14 protein-coding genes and 4 tRNA genes are annotated in these 20862 nt (G+C 49.1%); 12 read left to right on the top strand and 6 right to left on the bottom strand.

Annotation, left to right across the window (positions count from 1 at the left end):
* Positions 1-117 precede the first annotated feature (117 nt).
* A complete protein-coding gene (locus AC6R0L_RS13050; protein ID WP_500629378.1) occupies positions 118-603 on the bottom strand; it encodes a DUF3015 domain-containing protein in 486 nt (161 codons plus the stop codon).
* A 360-nt stretch (positions 604-963) separates the two neighbouring features.
* Between AC6R0L_RS13050 and uvrY the strand changes: the two genes are divergently transcribed.
* From uvrY to pgsA, 3 genes are all read left to right on the top strand, one after another.
* Positions 964-1608, top strand: a complete 645-nt coding sequence (gene uvrY, locus AC6R0L_RS13045) for a UvrY/SirA/GacA family response regulator transcription factor (protein ID WP_334550669.1) — start codon at positions 964-966, stop codon at positions 1606-1608.
* On the top strand, positions 1608-3440 hold the full coding sequence (gene uvrC / locus AC6R0L_RS13040; protein ID WP_500629377.1) for an excinuclease ABC subunit UvrC: 1833 nt from the start codon (positions 1608-1610) through the stop codon (positions 3438-3440). Before uvrY ends, uvrC begins: the two co-directional genes overlap by 1 nt.
* A 78-nt stretch (positions 3441-3518) precedes the next feature.
* On the top strand, positions 3519-4076 hold the full coding sequence (gene pgsA, locus AC6R0L_RS13035) for a CDP-diacylglycerol--glycerol-3-phosphate 3-phosphatidyltransferase (RefSeq protein WP_500629376.1): 558 nt from the start codon (positions 3519-3521) through the stop codon (positions 4074-4076).
* Between the two features lie 33 nt (positions 4077-4109).
* On the opposite strand, the gene AC6R0L_RS13030 is transcribed toward pgsA, so the two are convergent.
* Positions 4110-7199 carry an EAL domain-containing protein gene (locus AC6R0L_RS13030; RefSeq protein WP_500629375.1) on the bottom strand — a complete coding sequence of 1030 codons (3090 nt, stop codon included), beginning with the start codon at positions 7197-7199 and terminating at the stop codon, positions 4110-4112.
* Positions 7200-7528: 329 nt separating this feature from the next.
* Here AC6R0L_RS13030 and AC6R0L_RS13025 point away from each other — a divergent pair.
* The 4 genes from AC6R0L_RS13025 to AC6R0L_RS13010 all read left to right on the top strand — a co-directional run bounded on the left by AC6R0L_RS13025 (position 7529) and on the right by AC6R0L_RS13010 (position 7952).
* A tRNA-Cys gene (locus tag AC6R0L_RS13025) sits at positions 7529-7602 on the top strand.
* A gap of 3 nt (positions 7603-7605) precedes the next feature.
* A tRNA-Gly gene (locus AC6R0L_RS13020) sits at positions 7606-7681 on the top strand.
* 81 nt (positions 7682-7762) lie between these two features.
* Positions 7763-7849 (top strand) — tRNA-Leu (locus tag AC6R0L_RS13015).
* A 27-nt stretch (positions 7850-7876) separates the two neighbouring features.
* A tRNA-Gly gene (locus tag AC6R0L_RS13010) sits at positions 7877-7952 on the top strand.
* A 121-nt stretch (positions 7953-8073) separates the two neighbouring features.
* On the opposite strand, the gene AC6R0L_RS13005 is transcribed toward AC6R0L_RS13010, so the two are convergent.
* Both AC6R0L_RS13005 and AC6R0L_RS13000 read right to left on the bottom strand, forming a co-directional pair.
* A complete protein-coding gene (locus tag AC6R0L_RS13005) occupies positions 8074-9177 on the bottom strand; it encodes a PQQ-dependent sugar dehydrogenase (protein WP_500629374.1) in 1104 nt (367 codons plus the stop codon).
* Between the two features lie 28 nt (positions 9178-9205).
* Positions 9206-9724, bottom strand: a complete 519-nt coding sequence (locus AC6R0L_RS13000; RefSeq protein ID WP_500629373.1) for a GNAT family N-acetyltransferase — start codon at positions 9722-9724, stop codon at positions 9206-9208.
* 241 nt (positions 9725-9965) lie between these two features.
* On the opposite strand from AC6R0L_RS13000, the gene pheS reads away from it, so the two are divergent.
* Positions 9966-10949 carry a phenylalanine--tRNA ligase subunit alpha gene (pheS, locus tag AC6R0L_RS12995; RefSeq protein WP_334550655.1) on the top strand — a complete coding sequence of 328 codons (984 nt, stop codon included), beginning with the start codon at positions 9966-9968 and terminating at the stop codon, positions 10947-10949.
* 18 nt (positions 10950-10967) lie between these two features.
* Positions 10968-13373, top strand: coding sequence for a phenylalanine--tRNA ligase subunit beta (pheT, locus tag AC6R0L_RS12990; protein ID WP_500629372.1), 2406 nt, complete (start codon positions 10968-10970; stop codon positions 13371-13373).
* 701 nt (positions 13374-14074) lie between these two features.
* On the opposite strand, the gene AC6R0L_RS12985 is transcribed toward pheT, so the two are convergent.
* Positions 14075-15514 carry a sucrose-specific PTS transporter subunit IIBC gene (locus tag AC6R0L_RS12985; RefSeq protein WP_500626853.1) on the bottom strand — a complete coding sequence of 480 codons (1440 nt, stop codon included), beginning with the start codon at positions 15512-15514 and terminating at the stop codon, positions 14075-14077.
* Between the two features lie 237 nt (positions 15515-15751).
* Between AC6R0L_RS12985 and AC6R0L_RS12980 the strand changes: the two genes are divergently transcribed.
* The 3 genes from AC6R0L_RS12980 (at position 15752) to AC6R0L_RS12970 (ending at position 19836) form a co-directional block, all read left to right on the top strand.
* A complete protein-coding gene (locus tag AC6R0L_RS12980) occupies positions 15752-16741 on the top strand; it encodes a LacI family DNA-binding transcriptional regulator (protein WP_500629371.1) in 990 nt (329 codons plus the stop codon).
* A 170-nt stretch (positions 16742-16911) separates the two neighbouring features.
* Positions 16912-18531, top strand: a complete 1620-nt coding sequence (locus AC6R0L_RS12975) for a glycoside hydrolase family 32 protein (protein ID WP_500629370.1) — start codon at positions 16912-16914, stop codon at positions 18529-18531.
* Between the two features lie 30 nt (positions 18532-18561).
* The gene (locus AC6R0L_RS12970) at positions 18562-19836 is read left to right on the top strand and encodes an EAL and HDOD domain-containing protein (RefSeq protein WP_500629369.1); all 1275 of its coding nucleotides are present in this window, start codon (positions 18562-18564) and stop codon (positions 19834-19836) included.
* A 79-nt stretch (positions 19837-19915) separates the two neighbouring features.
* On the opposite strand, the gene cscK is transcribed toward AC6R0L_RS12970, so the two are convergent.
* Positions 19916-20842, bottom strand: coding sequence for a fructokinase (gene cscK, locus AC6R0L_RS12965; RefSeq protein WP_500629368.1), 927 nt, complete (start codon positions 20840-20842; stop codon positions 19916-19918).
* Between the last annotated feature and the right edge of the window lie 20 nt (positions 20843-20862).

The following is a 20862-nucleotide window of genomic DNA, read 5'->3' as shown; positions in this document are numbered from 1 at the left end:
GGCTTGCGATGACTTTAACGCCAACATGCTGATAATTCGAGTGGTACAGTGATATTCAATACAAGTTTGAGAGGATAAAAGACGCCACACAAGCGTGCAGCGCCTTTTAAGCGAGGATTAAATCGCGTAGTTGGCCAGTGTTTGGTCGCTTGAGACCAAGGCGTTGAGGTTGGTGAACACCTCTTCAGACGTGACGTTTTCAGACTGGAACACTTGCGAGAAGTTCTCTTGCGCTAGCGTATTGAACGCGCCTTTATCTGATTCTTGGATGCCCCACACTTCAGAAAGTGTCGCGAGCGTTTCACCTTCGCCTTTCGCGATGTCACGCGCAAGATTGTCCATGTTGCCATCGATAAACAGGGCTAATTTCTGCGCTGAGCTGATCGTGCCGTTGCCATCACATCCCAATGTACCAAATGTAATACCAAAGGTTTGGTTACCGAACGTACCGTTTGTTGTGGCGCCTAGCACTTTGAAGACTTTGCCAGATTGACCATCAAAAATCATGGTACCTAGACCACAACCGATATCAGAATCGGCCATTGCGACGTTTGAGAGAGGAAGAGTTGAAGCCAGTGCTGCCACTGCGAGAAGCTTTTTCATACCATATCCTTATATCATTATGGTTCGTCAGCTTAATGCCAACGAGGGTTTTGCAACGCAATTCGTTACATCCTTTTTATGAATAGTTGAAATTGATTGCATTTTCAATGCATAGCTACGAATAAAGCATTCATGCTCCAAATGTTGAGAATCTATCGCTTTAAATAGTGTCAAACTATTGATTCTTAGGTTAATTAAGTGCAGTCCAACAGTTATGAAAATAAGTTCTTGCTAAACTTTGCGTTTGGGCACATATTCAGTGCAGGCAATAAAAACCAAAATGAGTTAAACTAGGCAGCCATGCTGTTATCCACTGTATAAGTGGGTGCAGAGCCAAGTTAAAAGTGTGGAGATACAAGTTTGATAAATGTTTTCCTTGTAGATGATCACGAGCTGGTTCGCACAGGGATACGACGTATTATTGAAGACGTCCGTGGAATGAACGTAGCAGGGGAAGCTGTAAGCGGTGAAGATGCAGCAAAATGGTGTCGTAGCAATCATGCAGACGTCATTTTGATGGATATGAATATGCCCGGTATTGGTGGCTTAGAAGCGACAAAGAAAATCCTGCGATTCAATCCAGATGTAAAAATCATTGTTTTGACTGTTCATACGGAAAATCCGTTTCCAACGAAAGTGATGCAAGCGGGAGCTGCCGGTTATTTAACCAAAGGTGCAGGTCCTGATGAAATGGTCAACGCGATCCGCGTTGTTCACAGTGGTCAGCGTTACATCTCACCAGAGATAGCGCAGCAGATGGCATTAAGCCAATTCTCACCCGCCTCTGAAAATCCATTTGCTGATTTATCAGAGCGTGAGCTGCAAATCATGATGATGATCACCAAGGGGCAAAAAGTGACGGATATTTCCGAACAACTGAATCTTAGCCCCAAAACGGTAAACAGCTATCGCTACCGTTTGTTCAATAAGCTGCACATCAGTGGCGATGTTGAATTGACGCACCTAGCGATACGACATGGAATGCTCGACACCGAGACCCTCTAGTGACACAAACGTTTGACTCGGTAACCTTCCTTAAGACTGTGACCAATCAGCCCGGTGTGTACCGCATGTACAACACCGAGGCTGAGGTTATTTATGTCGGCAAAGCCAAAGACCTCAAAAAGCGCCTCTCTAGCTATTTTCGCAAAAATGTGGATAGCGAGAAGACTCGCGCGCTCGTCAGTCATATCGCCAAGATAGATGTCACCGTTACGCACACGGAGACGGAAGCCCTTATTCTTGAGCACAATTACATCAAGCAGTATTTGCCTAAGTACAATGTGCTATTGCGTGACGATAAATCCTATCCGTACATTTTTGTTAGTGGTCATAAGCACCCGCGGCTTTCAATGCATCGTGGGGCGAAAAAGCGTAAAGGTGAGTATTTTGGTCCGTATCCTGACTCTGGTGCTGTTCGAGAAACGCTGCATCTGATTCAGAAGATCTTTCCGGTTCGTCAATGTGAGGATACGGTATACAGCAATCGCACCCGCCCTTGTTTGATGTACCAAATTGGTCGCTGTGCTGCACCTTGTGTCAGTGACGTTATTTCTGACGCGGAATATCAAGAGTTGGTTGATCTCGTGCGCTTGTTCTTACAAGGCAAAGACAGCCAAGTGCTCTCGACACTGGTGGAAAAAATGGAGCAGGCGAGTCAGTCACTGCGTTTTGAAGATGCGGCAAAGTTTCGCGATCAGATTCAAGCCATCCGCCGCGTGCAAGAGCAGCAATTTGTCTCTGAAGATTCGATGGACGACATGGATGTACTGGGTTTTGCTCAAGAGAAAGGCATCGCGTGTATCCACATCTTGATGATTCGCCAAGGCAAGGTACTTGGCTCTCGAAGCCATTTCCCTAAGATCCCAGCAGAGACGGATGCACAAGAGGTCTTTCACAGTTTTCTGACTCAGTACTACCTCGCGCACAACGAAGCACGCACGGTACCGACGCGTATTATCTTAAATGCTGGGTTAAGTGACGAAACCAAAGCGTTGCAAACTGCGCTCAGTGAGCGGCTCGGTCGTAAAGTCCATTTTCATACCAACCCGACAGGGACACGGAGTCGCTACCTCAAACTGGCGAACACCAATGCACTGACGGCAATCACCACCAAGATCAACCATAAAATGACCATCTCTCAGCGCTTCAAAGCACTTCGGGAGGCATTGGGTATGGAGACGATCGCCAGAATGGAGTGTTTTGATATCTCACACACCATGGGTGAGAGTACGCTTGCCTCTTGTGTGGTATTCAATCACGAAGGCCCTTTGAAGCAAGAGTATCGACGCTACAACATTACCGGGATCACCGGTGGTGATGATTACGCCGCGATGGGGCAAGCGCTTGAGCGCCGATACGCCAAGCAGCTTGATGTCGAAAAAATCCCCGACATTGTCTTTATTGACGGTGGTAAAGGTCAGCTTAACCGAGCCCATGACATCATTTCGCAATACTGGGGGGATTGGCCAAAGCGACCCAAACTGATTGGTATTGCGAAAGGGGTGACACGAAAACCTGGCCTCGAAACCTTAATCACCACCGATGGTGAAGAGTTCAACCTGCCCAGTGACGCGCCTGCTTTGCATTTGATGCAGCACATTCGCGATGAGAGCCACAATCATGCGATTGCCGGGCATCGTGCGAAACGTGGTAAAACACGCCGTACGAGTGCACTTGAAGGCATTGAAGGCATCGGACCGAAACGTCGTCAGGCGCTGCTGAAATACATGGGCGGTTTACAAGAGCTCAAACGTGCAACTGTTGAAGAAATCGCCAAAGTTCCGGGCATCAGCCACTCTTTGGCAGAAAACATCTATCAAGCATTGAAACAATAAGAAAAATCCCGCAACATAAGAGCCCGCCAAAACGGCGGATTGCCAGCCGTACGCACACAAAAAGAGCCTTAAATAAATATGCGTTTAAACATTCCGAACCTACTGTCTTTGTTGCGACTTTTCTTGATTCCCATTTTCGTCGTGGCATTTTATCTTCCTTACGCTTGGGCTCCATTCGCGGCGGCAATGATTTTCTTTGTGGCAGGGTTCACCGATTGGTTAGATGGCATGTTGGCGCGAAAACTGGGTCAAACTTCCCGTTTTGGTGCGTTTATCGATCCTGTTGCGGACAAAGTGCTGGTGGCAACCGCCTTGATTCTGATTACCGAGCACTTTCACTCCATTTGGGTGACCATCCCTGCTGTCACCATGATCGCTCGAGAGATCATCATCTCCGCGCTGCGTGAATGGATGGCGGAAATCGGCAAACGCGCCAGTGTCGCCGTCTCTTGGGTGGGAAAAGTGAAGACGGTGAGCCAGATGTTTGCGCTTTGGGTTCTGATTTGGCGTTACGATGATTGGATGGTTTGGCTCGGCTACGCGGCACTATACGTCGCGACGTTTCTTACCTACTGGTCGATGGCGCAATACTTGTTGGCCGCCAAAGATGATCTACTCGACGAAGAACATCATTAATCCATTACGTTCATTATTCACGCTCACAGCCCGTCAATCGACGGGCTGTGTTGTTTCTAATGCTGACGGTTTCGTGAAGGCGGGTTGTTGCGCCGGAACGTAGTGACTGAGTTGCTCTATAGGGCTTGGCATCGCAAAACAGTAGCCTTGCAAGAAATCCACGTCCAGTTTGGTGAGTTTATCCAAATGCGCGGTGGTTTCCACGCCCTCTACCACGACGCGCAGCCCAAGCCCTCTCGCCATCACGACGATGGTCGAGACAAAGTTAAGGTCGTTGTCGTTAAACACGATGTCTTTGACAAACGAACGGTCAATTTTTATCTCATCAATCGGCAGTTTTTGCAGTAAAGAGAGAGAGGAGAAGCCGGCGCCGAAATCATCGAGTGAGATTTTCGCGCCCGCTTGGCTCAAGGTGGTGAGCGCTTGTAAGCAGGCGTCGAAATCTGTGATGGCGGCGGTTTCTGTGACCTCAAAACAAAAGCGGCTGACAGGAAGGTGGTGATGATGAATGATGGAGATCAGCTCATGGGCGAAGTCGGGTTGGATCAACTGCTTTGCACTCAAGTTGACAGAGACATGCTGGTAGCGGTTAAGGCTGACGGACTGTTTGATGTCGCGACACACCTGATGAATCAGATGCTTACCCAGAGCACCAATCAGGTTGATTTCCTCTGAGAGACGAATGAATTGATGCGGCGCAACGTGTCCAAGCTGCGGAGAGTGCCAACGCGCCAAGGCTTCCACAGCGGTAAAGTGATTGTCCGTTGGGGAAAACAGCGGTTGGTAGTGCATGACGATTTCGCGGTTTTCAATCGCGAGCTTGAGGTGATGCTCCATGGTCACTTTATCAAACAGGGATTCTTCGTCTTGTTGGCGATAGCAGGCGGGCTGTGTTGCACCTTGGCGTTTGGCTTGGTACATGGCAATGTCTGCCCGCTTGATGAGATCATCGGGTGTTGTCGCATCCCACGGATACATGGCAATGCCAATACTGCCGCTGGCGACCAGTTCAATCTCTTCACAGTGCAGCGGTTTTTTGATGACGTCCAACATATCACTGGCGAGCGCCAGCGCTTGTTCTCGGTTTGCCACATCGCAAAAGAGTAAGAACTCATCACCCCCGAGTCGGGCGATGCGATGTGTCGCGGCTAATGTGCTTTGGATTTGTTGCGTGACGTGTTGCAACAAGGCGTCACCGACATGATGACCAAAAGTATCGTTGATGAATTTAAAGCGATTTAAATCCATCAACATGACCGCTTTGGGCTGTGTAGGTAGGGCGGCAAGTTGGCTGTTCATGACTTCAATGATCTTGCGGCGATTCGCTACACCTGTTAAAGCGTCGTAATAGGCCATTTGACGGATTTTTTCCGCGCTCACTCGGCGCTCGGTGACATCGGTGACCGAGCCGATCATTTTCACCGCTCGACCCTGCGCATTGTACAAGGCGGAGCCGGCCGCATTAACCCACAATATCTCACCTTTCGAACTTTTTAAGCGAAATTCCAACTTGAACGGGGTTTGATCGCGTAGATGCTGCTTGAGCGCTTGCTTTAGAGTCTCTCTATCTTCATGGTGAGCTAAGTCGATGACCTGTTCGAGAGGGTAGACGCCGCTGGTTCGGTTGCTCTCTATACCTACCATCGCCAGTAAACGACCATTGAGGCGAAAATGGTTAGCGGCGATGTCCCACTCCCAAATACCATCGTTTGAGCTATTGGACACCACTTCGAGTTGTTCAAGCAGTTGCTGTGATTGTTGCTCGTTGTGTTTGCTGGTGGCAATCAGTGCGTCACGCTCGATAAACAGCGCCAGCATATCTAAATAGTTATTGAACATCGCCATTGAGTGAATGTTGACTTCGTCACTGATGGCATCCACAACCGACACCAGTTTCCACTGCTGCTGGGTTCCGGTGGCGATCGGAATGATGGTGGCAATATAGTGGGTATCGTGTTGGATAAACGGAAAACTCTCGATCCCGTCGCTGATACGATGTTGACTATCCAACGTGCTAGGATGTGTCATCCCTTTCTCAGCCCAACTGTCGACGTGGTACTCACCATGACGCCCCGTGGCTAAACATGCCCAAGCGAGCGGACTGTTGTAGATACTCTGAGCATCTAAGATGGCAGAAAAGCCTTCTTGAGCGAGGGAATAAAAGTTTTCGAAAATCTCAAACGACGATCGGCCTTCATTGGTCAGTAAAGCTTGGCGAATCGGAGAGCCAAGGGTGGGGTCGATGGCCTTGAGACCTTTACGAGGCTTAGTGCCACAAGAGCGCCGCACAATCAACTGTTGCTCGAGCGATGTGCTGATTCTTGAATAGGGTGCACCCTGCATCCGCTTAAGAGCTCGAAAGAAGACGTCTCGAGTGAGCGTCTCAAGCCTTTGGTCGACAGTGGTGAGCGGCGGGGTAGTGTGGTCGCCAAGAAAGACATTGTCTACGCCAACCACCGCGATGTCCTGCGGTACCTTTAGGCCCATGTGTTCAAGCTGTTCTATCATTCCGATCGCATTGTGGTCAGTGGCACAAATAATTGCGCTACACGGTGATTGGCGCTGTTGATAAAGCACCGCTGCTTCACGGCCGCCGGCCAGCGAGCAGTTGTTGACTTCGAAGATCATCGCTTGACTAGCAGGGTGACCATAGGCCTGTTGGATGGTTTTATAGGCAGAGAAGCGTTGTCGAATGTCATCAACGGTAAAATCGCCACAAAAGCCTATCTGGCGGTGACCAAGTGAGGTGAGATGCTGGTAGAGGGCGGTGATTCCCTGAGCTTGGTCGCTAAAAAAGTGTTCAACGTCCAATGAATAATGCCCACCCATTGAAAGGACGGGAATGTTGAGAGAGAGGGCATGTTCAACCAAACGTTCACTGGCGCAACCGAGCAATACAATGAGGCCATCTAAATGCAGAAAACCGACGGGTAAATCGAACTCTGGATGATCGCCACTGCGAATAAACATCAGGTTGATATTGTTCTCAAAGGCAAGCTGCCTGAGGGTCGCGTTTATCTCACCCATGTAAAATCCACTCAGCACCGGCATGATGATACCCAGCGTCGGTCGCGTTGGAATAAGGTTGTCTGGTCGCTGCATTGGGGCTTTTCTCTCCGCCATATTCTTTTTAGAACTTCATTCTATATAGAACTCAGTGTCGAACGAGCAGCAAAGCAAGATTTTGTTTCTTGGCTCACGCTCTGTGCAAGAGGGTACGGGGCCTAGCGCACAGTTGGTGTCGATCTGATTGACAACGAAACAGACAGAAACAAGGTGAAGAATTGGCGGAAATTGAACAGAAAATAGTTAATTTTGAAAGTTTTGTCGGTAAATTAGACAAACGATTCAAAAAATAAAAATTAGTGTTGACGAACAAGTTCGAATCCGTAGAATGCATTCCGTACCCAAGAGGAAGGCAGCAAACAAGCAGCTTAACTTGGTACAACGAAGGCGCGTTGGCAGAGTGGCTATGCAGCGGATTGCAAATCCGTGGACCTCGGTTCGACTCCGGGACGCGCCTCCATTTGCGACACTAGCTCAGTTGGTAGAGCGCAACCTTGCCAAGGTTGAGGTCACGAGTTCGAACCTCGTGTGTCGCTCCAAAAAATTTTCAGATAGCGATAATTCGATATCTAGATGGTGTGTTACGTTTCCGTAACGGCATCACAAATTTAGATTTGTGTGCCCTGGTGGTGGAATTGGTAGACACAAGGGATTTAAAATCCCTCGGCGTTCGCGCTGTGCCGGTTCAAGTCCGGCCCGGGGCACCATCTAACGCTAAGTTATTAGCAAACTATGCGACACTAGCTCAGTTGGTAGAGCGCAACCTTGCCAAGGTTGAGGTCACGAGTTCGAACCTCGTGTGTCGCTCCAGTTTATAAAGCCCTAGCAGAAATGCTGGGGCTTTTTGGTTTTTGGTGATCGTCCTTGCCAGTGAATATTATCACCGTCTTAACTTGTAGCGGATTTAGCTGCGGCGCAGGCACCCAGCGTTCTAAGGCTTAGTCAGTTGAAACAGTTTTCCGCTGTCTGTACTAAACACGATGCCTCCGTTGGGGAGCACTTCGATATCTCGGATACGTTCACCTAAAGACTCCAGTAAGCGCGTCTCTTCGATGATGTTGTTGTTTTGCAAGGTCAATACGTTGATATGGGTGAGTTTTAAAGCCCCAGCGAGAAGTTTGCCATCCAGCTCAGGAAAGGCCTCGCCGCGATACAGCACTAACGAGCCAGGTGCGATAGAAGGGACATACACTTTTCGGGGAGAGGTTACGCCGGGCGCTTCTTCAGCTTCACCCACCGCAAGCGGCCCCCAATACTCTTTGCCGTGCGATGTGATAGGCCAACCATAATTCGCGCCTTTTTCTATCAGATTTATTTCATCGCCGCCACGTGGCCCATGCTCTATAGACCAGAGTGTTTGACTTGGGCCGTCGTAAAACAGTCCTTGGGGATTTCGGTGACCATAGCTCCAAATTTCTGCTTGCGCGTCCTTCTCGGTAATAAAAGGGTTGTCTTTTGGGGCTGAACCATCGAGATGAAGCCTTAGTATCGAACCTGCATGCGTGGAACGGTCTTGACCATTGGGCCGCTCACCACGGTCGCCAATGGAGAGGTAAAGGTATTGGTCATCAAAGGTAATCCGACTGCCAAAATGGCGACCGGTATCAGAGCCAGATTTTGTCACGAGCAGTTCACGCCACTGGCTGAGTTTACCCGCTTGAATCGTTGCAGTTGCCAGTGCGGTTTCAAGCGCATCGCCGACACGCTTAGTGAAGGTAAAGTAGTAACGTTCGCTCTCGAAAGGCGAACGGGCGACATCCAACAATCCACCTTGTCCCGACACCGCCACATCGCTGACTTGATGGATGGCCGTGTAGCGCTGAGTGTTGAGATTCACTTGACCGATTTCGCCATTTCTCTGGCTGATAAGTAAGGTGGTGTCATCGACAGCGGCGATTCCCCAAGGGACGTTGAGCCCGGAGACGATAAGATTGGCTTGCCACTCGTTCTCTGACGCTTGCGCAGTGGCGTAAGTGACGTTCAGTGGAGCAAGTGTACAGATTAAAAAAGCGCGCGTGAGAAATAGCTTGGTCATACATCGTCCTCTGAGTTAGAGCCGAAAACTAGTCCGTTATGAATGATTTTAGCATCCATACGTCGCAGCCGTTGTGCTCTGTTTCGTCCATTGGCTCGGATAAGTGTGTAAAGCCTAAGGATTCATACAGAGCGATGGCTTGCGTCATGCTTGCGAGAGTGTCGAGATAGCACTCTTCAAATCCGGCGGATTGAGCGAACGCCAAACATTGCAACGCCAACGCTTTGCCGATTCCGAGACCGCGAGTTTCAGGTAATAGAAACAGTTTCTTCAGTTCACAGCGCGTAGCGGATTGGCCAAACGGCGCCAAACCACACCCACCAACGACTTTGCCATCTGAGAGAGCGACCAAGTAGAGGCTGCGTTCGCTCGGTCGGTAGTGCTCACTCATGGCGAGCACTTCGGCATCGGAAGGGCCAAAGCCTTCCCCAATCGCGCCGAACTCTTGCCCGACACGTTTGATAATATGGCAGATTGCGTCGTTATGTTCCGCTGTGATTGGGGTGATGGTATGGTCTGGAGTGCTGGTATAGCTCGGTGTGTCCAATTCTGATTCCTTGTTCGTTTAAATGTGTGTTACCTACGATAGGCTTAAATAGAGTTTTATCAAGGCTTGGGGCGAATTTTCATTCAAAGGCAGTAATTATCACGATTTCGGTTTGGATTTGACCTTGGCATTCGTTACTATGTACAGCTATTTGAAAATGCCCACAATCCCTTTTGGGAACCTTATGGACACTACCACTTATGGCGGTTGTGATTGACCGACATAGGGTAATGAGGAAACGATGCAACATCTACAAGAGATCATTGCTAATGCGAACGCAGCCATTGATGCTGCGACATCGCTTGTCGCACTTGATGAAGTGCGTGTTCAATACCTAGGAAAAAAAGGTGAGCTAACGGCTCAACTTCAAAGCCTAGGTAAACTGCCACCGGAAGAACGTCGCGAAGCGGGTCAAGAGATCAACAAAGCGAAAGGTGTGGTTCAACAAGCTATCGCGGCGCGTAAAGATGCCCTTCAACGCGCAGAGCTAGAAGAGAAACTGGCCGCTGAAACCATCGACGTGACACTCCCTGGTCGTCGCATCGAAAACGGTGGTTTGCACCCGGTGACTCGTACGGTTGAGCGTATCGAGCAGTTCTTTGGCGAGCTAGGATTCAATGTTGAGTCTGGTCCTGAAATTGAAGACGCTTTCCACAACTTTGATGCCTTGAACATTGCAGAGGATCACCCAGCACGTACGGATCACGACACCTTCTTCTTCAATCCTGATTTGATGCTGCGTACTCACACATCGGGTGTACAGATTCGTACAATGGAAAACGGTCAGCCTCCTTTCCGTTTCATTGCACCTGGCCGTGTTTACCGTAATGACTATGACCAAACGCACACGCCAATGTTCCACCAAGTGGAAGGCATGCTGGTGGATGAAAACGTCAACTTTGCTCAGTTAAAAGGCATCCTGCACGACTTCCTATGCAACTTCTTCGAAGAAGAGGTTCAGGTACGTTTCCGTCCATCTTACTTCCCGTTTACTGAGCCTTCAGCGGAAGTGGATGTAATGGGCAAAAATGGCAAATGGTTGGAAGTTCTCGGTTGTGGTATGGTTCACCCGAACGTACTTCGCAGCGTTGGTATCGATGCGGAGAAATACTCTGGATTTGCATTTGGTATGGGTGTCGAGCGTTTGACTATGCTGCGCTACGGCGTCAACGACTTGCGTGCGTTCTTTGAGAACGATCTTCGTTTCCTTAAACAGTTCAAGTAATCCAGGGGATACATCACTATGAAATTTAGCGAATCATGGCTTCGTGAGTGGGTAAACCCTTCAGTCTCGACTGACGAACTTACTCACCAAATCACAATGGCGGGTCTAGAAGTAGACGACGTACTACCTGTTGCTGGTTCTTTCACAGGCGTTAAAGTAGGTAAAGTGGTTGAGTGTGGTCAACACCCAGATGCGGACAAACTGCGTGTGACTAAAGTCGATGTTGGTGCAGAAGAGCTGCTAGACATCGTGTGTGGCGCGTCGAACTGTCGCCAAGGTATCAAAGTGGCTGTCGCAACGGTTGGCGCTGTGCTACCGGGCGATTTCAAAATCAAAAAAGCCAAGCTGCGTGGTCAACCATCACACGGCATGCTGTGTTCATTTTCTGAGCTCGGTATTGATGTTGAATCTGATGGCATCATGGAGCTAGCAGAAGACGCAGTCATCGGTACTGATTTCCGAGAATTCCTAGGTCTTGACGATGTAACCGTTGACGTAGACCTAACGGCGAACCGTGCGGACTGTTTCAGCATCCGTGGTATGGCGCGTGAAGTTGGCGTTCTCAACCGCGCTGACGTAACTGAGCCAGCGGTGAACCCAGTGGCTCCTGTTATCGATGATCAAGTCTCTATCGAAGTGAAAGCGCCGGCGGCGTGTCCACGCTACCTTGGCCGTGTGGTTAAAAACGTTAACGTTCAGGCTGAAACGCCGCTTTGGATGCAAGAAAAACTGCGTCGCTGCGGTATTCGCTCTATCGACCCTGTGGTCGACATCACTAACTTTGTTCTGCTAGAGCAAGGCCAGCCAATGCACGCATTCGATCTTGCTAAGATTGAAGGTGGCATCGTGGTTCGTATGGCAGAGCAAGGCGAAAAGCTTACTCTTCTAGACGGCAGCGAAGCTGAGCTAAACGCAGATACGCTAGTGGTTGCAGACCACAACAAAGCTCTAGCTATTGCGGGTATCTTTGGCGGTGAAGAGTCTGGTGTAACGACTGAGACTAAAGACGTACTACTTGAGTGTGCATTCTTTGCACCAGACCACATCCGTGGCCGCGCGCGTAGCTACGGTCTACACACGGATTCTTCCATGCGTTTTGAGCGTGGTGTGGATTTCGCACTACAAGCTAGCGCAATGGAGCGTGCAACAGAACTTCTTGTTGAGATCTGTGGCGGTGAAGTCGCACCTGTTGTTGCTGTAGAGTCAGAAGCTGACCTACCAAAAGCAAACACAGTAGCTCTACGTCGCACTAAGCTAGACAGCCTACTAGGTCACCACATTGCTGATAGCGATGTCGTTGAAATCCTAGAGCGTCTTGGCTTAGCGGTTGAAACAACAGATGCAGGTTGGACAGCAACAGCACCGACATGGCGTTTTGATATCGCTATCGAGCAAGACCTAATTGAAGAAGTCGGTCGTATCTACGGTTACGATAACATTCCTAACCAAAACCCAGCCGCAGCACTTAAGATGCACGACCACGTTGAAGCGAACATTCCGCTAAAACGCGTTCGTAGCTTACTTGTTGACCGTGGTTACCAAGAAGCGATCACTTACAGCTTCGTTGAGCCTGAGCAGCAAAAACTGATCGTTCCGGGTGTTGAGCCACTCATCCTGCCATTCCCAATCTCTGCGGATATGTCAGCAATGCGTCTTGGTTTAATTCAAGGCCTGCTCAACACTGTGGTTCACAACCAAAAGCGTCAACAGCCACGTGTTCGTCTATTCGAATACGGCCTACGTTTTATCCCTTGTGAGTCTGCTGAAAACGGTATGCGCCAAGAGCCAATGCTTGCTGGTGTTATCGCAGGTACTCGCAGCGAAGAGCACTGGGACATCGAAACCAACACAGTTGATTTCTTTGACCTGAAAGGTGACCTAGAAGCGGTGCTTGAGCTAACAGCTAACGAAGCCGCTTACTCTTTCGCAGCGCTTTCTGCTGAAGACAAAGCCGCAAACCCAGCGCTTCACCCTGGTCAATCTGCAGCTATCATCGTTGATGGCAAGCAAGTTGGTGTAATTGGTACCGTTCACCCAGAGCTAGAGCGTAAGTTTGGTCTAAACGGCCGTACTATCGTATTCGAAGTGGAATGGTCTGCAATCAACACCAAAGTGATTCCAGAAGCGGTAGCGCTTTCTAAGTTCCCATCAAACCGTCGTGACATCGCGGTCGTTGTTGACGAAGCCGTCGCTTCTGGCGACATCGTTGCAGCATGTCTAGAGCAAGGTGGTGAGTTCTTGAAAGGCGCGAAACTGTTCGATGTTTACGTTGGTAAAGGCGTTGAAGAAGGCAAGAAGAGCCTAGCCATCGCTCTGACCTTGCAGTCGGTTGAGCGTACGCTCGAAGATGCGGACATCGCCGGTGCGGTTGACGCCATCGTCGCGCACATCTCGGACAAGTTTGGCGCGAGCTTGCGCGATTAATTGTCCGTATTGACTGAGTAATAGAGAGCCCGAAGCGACTCCTTCGCTTCGGGCTTTTTTATCTCTATCGCTCTGCATCTCAACGGAAGCAGAAAAATTACTGTCAATAATGTTGTATAGTATGACAAAATATGTGTGCTGAGCGTGAGTTTCGTGCTTCAGTGAAGGTTACACTATCACTCCCCCCAAGTGTGTTGTTGCGTATCGATGAGATCGGTGACGCAACAGTTTTGCCCAAAAAGCAAACGTTTGCACCAAGGTGATAAGACAGAAATAGATACAGATAATTGAATATTAAGGGTTAGTTGTGGAAAAGTTTTTTACAGCATTAGATCAGTTGGGGTTAGCGTGCACCCCAACTCAAGAAAATTCTCAGACGCTCCTTTGGGATGGCGTGGTGGACAATCAAGGCACAGAGACCAATGTTTGGATTCGTTGGTGCAACGAATTCAAGCGCCCGATTTATTGCAGTTTTGGCTTTCAAAGTTATTGCCATGCATTGTTTATCCGTAAGAACTTTGACAACGCATACCCTATCAGCGCTTAATTTCGTGTGGCTGTAGATCACAACTGAAAAAGCAAAACGCCCCAATATCAATGATATGGGGCGTTTTTTGTTCTTTAAGACTTTCAACTAACAAAAAAGAGCCCCGCTCAGGCGAGGCTCGGCGTCAAAAACATGTTTTGACTGCGGGGGTAGGTTAGGCCGTCGCGGTGGCCACCGCTTTGGCTTTGTCTCGCGCACCGAGTACCAATGTCAAACCAAAGGCGACAGCGAATGAGATAGCCATGCCGGCGACATAGTATCCAATCTTATCAGGGGTGATTGAGATAATGCCCGGTAGTCCTGCTGCGCCCAATGCTTGTGCTTTCACATTGAATAAGGTGACAAACGCACTCGCCGCCGCTGCGCCAATGATGGCAGCGATGAAGGGGTAGCGTAGCTTGAGGTTCACACCAAACATTGCAGGTTCGGTAATACCGAGCAGAGCTGTAATACCAGATGGCATTGCGATACCTTTCAGTTTTGTCTCTTTGGTGGTGATGCCGACCGCTAGTGCCGCTGCACCTTGTGCGACGTTCGACATTGCCGCAATCGGGAAGATGAAGGTACCACCGGTCACAGCGATGTCTGCCAATAGTTGAGTTTCAATAGCGATAAAGCTGTGGTGCATGCCGGTGATAACAAACGGCGCGTAAATAAAACCAAACAGCGCGCCGCCAATAAAGCCAGCCGAGTCGTAGAGCCAGTTGAGGCCATCACCGAGCAAGAAGCCGATATCGCGGGTAATGGGTCCAACGAGTGTGAACGTCAGGAAGCCCGTAATAAAGATTGCCAGCATGGGTGTCAGCAAGTTATCCAACACAGATGGGATAAACGAACGTAGGCCATTTTCGACTTTCGCTAAGATGAACGCTGACACGAGTACAGGCAGAACCGAACCTTGATAGCCGACTTTCTGAATCTCAAAACCAAAAATGTTCCAAGTCGGAATCGTACCTGCAACGCTCGCGCCGCCAAAACCCCAACCATTGAGCAAATCTGGGTGGACCATCAACATACCCAGTGCTGCGCCTAAGAAGGGGTTACCACCAAATTTCTTACTGGCAGAGAAAGCGAGAAGAACTGGCAAGTAAACAAAAGGCGCATTGGCGAAAGTGTTAATCATACTTGCAAGATCGGCGAGGCCTGGGTTTGCGTCAATGAGTGACTGTCCTTCAATGAACAGACCTGTCGCGGTCAGCACATTAAACAGACCCATCAACAGACCTCCCGCCACAATGGCAGGGATGATAGGGACAAAAATGTCCGATAGCCCCTTAACAGCGCGTTGGACGATGTTCTGCTTTTGTGCACCCGCAGAGGCAACGTCCGACGTCGACATTTCGCTCATGCCAGTCAGTTTCGCCATTTCTGCGTAGACTTGGTTGACGATGCCTGAGCCAAAGATAATTTGGTATTGCCCTGCCACTTTAAACTGACCTTTGACGCCATCGAGATTGCCGATAGCCTCTTCATCGATTATCGAATCGTCTTTCAATGCTAGGCGAAGACGAGTCGCGCAGTGGGCGAGTGCTTGGAGGTTATCTTTGCCTCCTAGCAGCGTGAGCAGCTCTTTTGCAATGTTAGGATAATTCATTCCGGACCCCAGTTTGGTTCGTTACTGTTGATTATATACAATTCTCGCTTGTTCTCTTTGGGAACGTTTGCAATATGGATTTTTGGAGATTTAACCTATTCAGTCAAAGAATATTGGATGTTTATGTGAGATGGATCGGTTTATATTTTTTGCTAAATCGTTTGAGCAGAGTGATTTTTGCGGTGTTTTTTGCTAATTTTTGCAAACAATCCCAATAAGTTAACCCAAGGAATTCCGATGGCGAGCCTACATGACGTCGCGAAGTTAGCCGGCGTCTCTAAATCGACGGTATCCCGAGTCATTAATGATGAATATGGCGTGAAAGAGGCCACCAAGCAAAAAGTGATGAAGGCAGTCGAAGAGGTCGGTTATGTGGTGAATCAGGTTGCCAAAGACCTTAAATCGCAGAAAACCAATTTGGTGGGCGTCATCGTTCCTCGTATGTCATCAAACGCTGTTTCCCTCGGTGTTGATGGCATCAGCGCGGCGTTTGATGCCGCAGGAAAACACGTATTGTTGGCGAGCTCTCAACAGCTGTCAGAAAAAGAAATTGAATACATTCAGGTGTTTAATCAAAAGAGGGTCGAGGGTATTGTGCTCTATGCGACCCATATTGACATGCAATTGGTCGATGCTATCCGCGCCTCTCGCGTTCCCGTTGTACTTGTCGGGCAAGATGGCTCTCTGTTCAACATACCCAGTGTGGTACACGATGATTTGCGCGTGGGCTTTGAAGCGGGTCACCGCTTATTGGATGTGGGCTGCAAAAACATCGGCTTTATGGGGGTAAGAGACTCCGATATCGCTGTCGATAGCTTGCGTTCGCAAGGCTTAGAGCAAGCCCTAAGCATGCGCGGCGCACAACCTCTGCTGTTCCATAGTCATGGAGAGTTTTCGGTTGATTCGGGTTATGCGCAGATCCCGTCGCTTATCGAGCAATACCCTCAATTGGATGGCCTATTTTGTGCGACGGACCGCATTGCCGTTGGCGCGATCAAGGCCTTGCAAGAGCGTGGCATTCGAGTTGGCGAGCAAATCAAAGTGCTCGGAGTGGGGAATGATGAACTGGGCTATGTGGTATCACCGAGTTTATCTACCTTTGGTTATGCCTTTGATAAAGCGGGAGAAAAAGGTGCCAAGCTACTGCTCGATTTGATCGAAGGCCAACCTCAAGAAATGAGTAAAGTGGTATTAACGTTTCATCGGGTTGATCGAGAGACGTGCTGATCCCTTGATACTCAGATTTTTATCTTCAGTTAGGCTACTGGGACACATGCTATCAAGCACTTAGCCTTAAAACGACCACTGAAGTGCGGTTCATGACGGACTCATTGCTTGCTCAAACCATCATTTTTGATTAATCTTGCAAACGTTCCCAAAATTTTAGGTGTTGAGCCATGTCGTTTGAATACTACGTTGCGCTGTGTGGCGGTGAAGAAAATCTCCTTCGAGTCCTAATCCCCGATAGTCGGTTGATCTTTGCGGTGAAAGAGAGGGATTGCTTGTCAGATGAACTCGACCTCAAGGCCATAAGCCGTGTCGGTGACGAATGGCAAGTAACTTTTGTTCGTCCCTCAGACATAGAAGCCGAGCTTCTCCAGCTTGGGCAAAAGATAGCAAAGCGTCAGCAACTAGCGCTCAGCGAGGCCATGGTGCCTGTCGCGTGCTCATATCGTCCTAAGTGGCACGTTTCTCCGCCGCAAGGGCTTCTCAATGATCCAAATGGCTTTATTTATCATCAAGGGCAATACCACCTCTTCTATCAATGGTACCCGTTTGGTTGCGTGCACAAAGACAAATACTGGGCTCACCTGACCAGTAAAGACTTAGTCAATTGGCATTGGCAGCCAGTGGCATTGACGCCATCGGATTGGTTCGACAGTCATGGCGTATTCTCGGGTCATGCGCTGAGTGATGATGAGACATTAATGCTGTTCTACACAGGTAACACCCGGATTGATGAGCAGCGGGATCGGCACACCACGCAGTGTCTTGCGACTTCAACCGATGGCATTCATTTCATCAAGCATGGCCCAGTGATTGATTCGCTGCCACCAGGCGTGACTGCCCATATTCGCGATCCCAAAGTGATACGTCACCAGCAGGAGTGGTTGATGTTGCTCGGTGCGCAAACCACCGATCTGAAGGGGCGCCTGGCGGTGTATCGCTCTGATGACTTGCGCAACTGGACTTTCTCGGCTTTGCATGGTGATGAGCTTGGCGATTTTGGTTATATGTGGGAGTGCCCTGATTGGTTTGAACTCGGTGGGGAGACGTTTGCTGTACTTGGCCCGCAGGGGATCGAATCGTTCTCGCCTCTCAATACCATTCCACACCATAACGGCATTGCCCGCGCATCATGGGATGGTCAGCAATTGCAGTTGGAGGATTTTGTACACCTAGATTACGGTTTTGACTTCTATGCGCCCCAAACGTTGTTAACACCTGATGGTCGACGTGTCATGTGTGGCTGGATGGGCTTACCTGATGAGGTGGATCAGCCATCCAGTGACCACGGTTGGGTTCATCAACTGACGGCGCCACGCGAGCTCACTTACAGGGATGGGAAATTGTATCAATGGCCTGTTGAAGAATTGATGCAGCTAATGATAATCTCCAGTACATTAACATTGTCTAATGTAACTCAGCGTCTCGACGTAAACAGCTATCAACTAGAAGTTGAACTGCAATGGGGGCAGACGTTAAACCTTTTCGAAGGTCATGGGCAAAAGGTAGCTTTGACCGCAGACGCTAACCACCGCCGGTTGGTACTAGATCGCAGTGAGACGCAAAATCGCGCTCAAGATGAATGTCGAGAAGTGCCGCTGACCAGTGATAGCGTTCGTTTACTGATTTTAGTCGACACGTCCAGTGTCGAAATATTCATTAACAGCGGTGAAGCGGTGATGACCTCAAGAGTGTTTGTCGATGCTCAGTCGACGGGCATTTCGGTCACGGGAGCGGCAACCCGTGCTGAACTGAGATATATGAATCAAACGACGGAGCCATTTGTTTAGCGGTTCGTCGAAGTTGATAAAGGGCGACCAATGGCAGTATCGGAATACCTCGCATCGAAGGAAAAACAAGATCAGGGTTTAGCATCCGCAAGTTACTCATTTATAGCACGACAGCCTATTTTAGATAGTAATCGAGAGATTCATGCCTATGAACTTTTGTACCGCGACGGTGAGCACAACGGTTTTCCGGTGCATATGGATTCCTCTTTGGCGACGCGAAAGTTGCTTGCGGAGCACTTCCTCAGTTACAAAGCGAGAGTGTTGGAATCCTACAAAGGGTTTGTCAATTTCAGCCAAAGTTGCTTGATAGATGGTGTTCCTTTTGACTTTCCCAGCGATTCTTTAGTGGTGGAAGTATTAGAGCAGTGTCAGCCCGACGAAACGTTGTTTCAAGCGCTCAGCAAGCTTAAGAAAGCAGGTTACACCATCGCATTAGATGATCATGTTTTCGATTCGAACTGGCAACGGTTTTACCCGCTTATCGATATTATAAAAGTCGACATTCAGCAAACCTCCATCCCCAAAAGTGCGCTAATGATTGAGGGTTTAAAACATCTCGATATCATGTTTCTTGCGGAGAAGGTGGAGACAAATGACGAATTTGAAAGGGCCAAAGCATGTGGCTTTACACTTTTTCAAGGCTACTTTTTTACAAAGCCGGAAATCATAAAGAGTCGAAAAATTAACGCGTCATTTACCGACTTGATGTCGTTATCCGAGAAACTCTCTGCAGATATTATTGATTTTGACGAAATTAGCCGAATTGTGGCTAAAAATCCGGTCCTATCACTCCAGCTTCTTAACTTCATCAACGGCAGTTGCAAGCTTCGTGCGCCGATTCAATCCGTCAAGCAGGCAGTGGCTTATCTTGGTGAAGACAAGTTGAAGAAGTTTGTCACTTACGTATTGATTTCCTCACTCGCGCCCGGCAAACCAGAAGCTTTGTTTCTCATGTCATTACACAGAGCAAAAATGGCGGAATTGTTGGTGCACTATATGCGTCGATCAAGCCTAAAAAATCTTGCATACCTTTGCGGTTTGCTGTCTCTGATCGATGGCATTCTCGATATAGATATGCGTGAGGCTTTGCAGTATATCCACTTAGATAGCACCATTAAGCAAGCATTGATTTATCGAAGCGGAACTTTGGGGCAGTTAATTGATTTATTTGAATATATTGAAGCGTCAGAGTGGGATAAGATCGATCAGATTCGTCGATCCCTAGACGTGAATGACCAAGATATCATTGGCTGCAATGTTGAGGCGTCAATGTGGCTTAACGAGCTTTCAGTGCAGCCCGATTAGTATTTCTATCAATGATCATTATATCGCCCCATCTGCTCAGAAGAGCCAAACGGGGCGATGAATCCTCCATCAAAGGCGCTTAGAGTGCAGTGATATAATCGCGTAGCGCACTTTCGGAAGGCAGTGCGGTCATCGCCCCTTTTTGGGTTGTAGCGAGCGCACCACAGCCATTGGCCCACTCAACGGCATGATGAATAGCCTCTTGGTTATCCCATTGATCGTATTGAGAGAGTTTAGCCAGCAGGCCGCCCACGAACGCATCGCCTGCACCTGTGGTATCGATGGGTTGAATCGCCTTTCCAGCTTGTAGGGTCAGCGTCCCCTCAAACACCACTAACGCACCTTTCGCGCCTTGCGTGACGACCACCAAGCGGTTGTTGTTACCCTTAATCGCCTCTAGTCCGGCATCGAGTGTGTGGGTCTGTGTGAGGTACATCAGTTCATCGTCAGAAAACTTAAGCACATCGGCCAGCTCAAGCGCTTGGCGAACAACCGGTAAAATCTCACTAGGGTTAGCCCACACTTCTTCTCGCAGGTTAGGATCAAAACTCACATAGCCCCCGGCGTGTTTAATTCGACGCATCGCTTCCAAAGTGCTACTGCGGCTCGGCTCATTCGCCAGTGCAATAGAGCAGACATGCAGCCAATCTCCGGCAGCAAACTCAGGAATATCGCTGGGGATCAAGAACTGATCGGCGCTGGGTTTGACCATAAAGGTGAAGCTGCGCTCACCGCTGTCGTCCAGATCGACGATGACAGTCGATGTGCGCTGTTCTTCATCAAGCCGCATGCCCTGTGTGTTGACCTTTTCTGCGGTTAAGGTCTCTTTCATAAATCGGCCCAGTGGGTCGTTTCCTACACGGCCGAAAAATCCACTCTTGCCGCCTAATCTTGCGATGGCAACCGCCACGTTTGCGGGTGCACCGCCCGGACATTTTAAGTAGGTGGTGTCGGAATCTGGAATCAGGTCAACAACCGCGTCACCTGTCACCCAAATCATGCTCATGTTCTGTTCCTCGCATAAAT

The sequence above is a fragment of the Vibrio sp. R15-SG3-ISO1A genome, from assembly GCF_059833955.1.
Note: the sequence above shows the minus strand (reverse complement) of the source record. Positions and strands in the feature narration are given on the sequence as shown.

Bases quoted from the DNA above. Each gene is read 5' to 3' on its own strand.
- AC6R0L_RS13005 (WP_500629374.1), bottom strand. From the start codon at position 9,177: ATGACCAAGCTATTTCTCACGCGCGCTTTTTTAATCTGTACACTTGCT.
- AC6R0L_RS12985 (WP_500626853.1), bottom strand. From the start codon at position 15,514: ATGAATTATCCTAACATTGCAAAAGAGCTGCTCACGCTGCTAGGAGGC.
- pheT (WP_500629372.1), top strand. From the start codon at position 10,968: ATGAAATTTAGCGAATCATGGCTTCGTGAGTGGGTAAACCCTTCAGTC.
- pheS (WP_334550655.1), top strand. From the start codon at position 9,966: ATGCAACATCTACAAGAGATCATTGCTAATGCGAACGCAGCCATTGAT.
- AC6R0L_RS12980 (WP_500629371.1), top strand. From the start codon at position 15,752: ATGGCGAGCCTACATGACGTCGCGAAGTTAGCCGGCGTCTCTAAATCG.
- pgsA (WP_500629376.1), top strand. From the start codon at position 3,519: ATGCGTTTAAACATTCCGAACCTACTGTCTTTGTTGCGACTTTTCTTG.
- AC6R0L_RS12970 (WP_500629369.1), top strand. From the start codon at position 18,562: ATGGCAGTATCGGAATACCTCGCATCGAAGGAAAAACAAGATCAGGGT.
- cscK (WP_500629368.1), bottom strand. From the start codon at position 20,842: ATGAGCATGATTTGGGTGACAGGTGACGCGGTTGTTGACCTGATTCCA.
- AC6R0L_RS12975 (WP_500629370.1), top strand. From the start codon at position 16,912: ATGTCGTTTGAATACTACGTTGCGCTGTGTGGCGGTGAAGAAAATCTC.
- AC6R0L_RS13050 (WP_500629378.1), bottom strand. From the start codon at position 603: ATGAAAAAGCTTCTCGCAGTGGCAGCACTGGCTTCAACTCTTCCTCTC.
- AC6R0L_RS13030 (WP_500629375.1), bottom strand. From the start codon at position 7,199: ATGGCGGAGAGAAAAGCCCCAATGCAGCGACCAGACAACCTTATTCCA.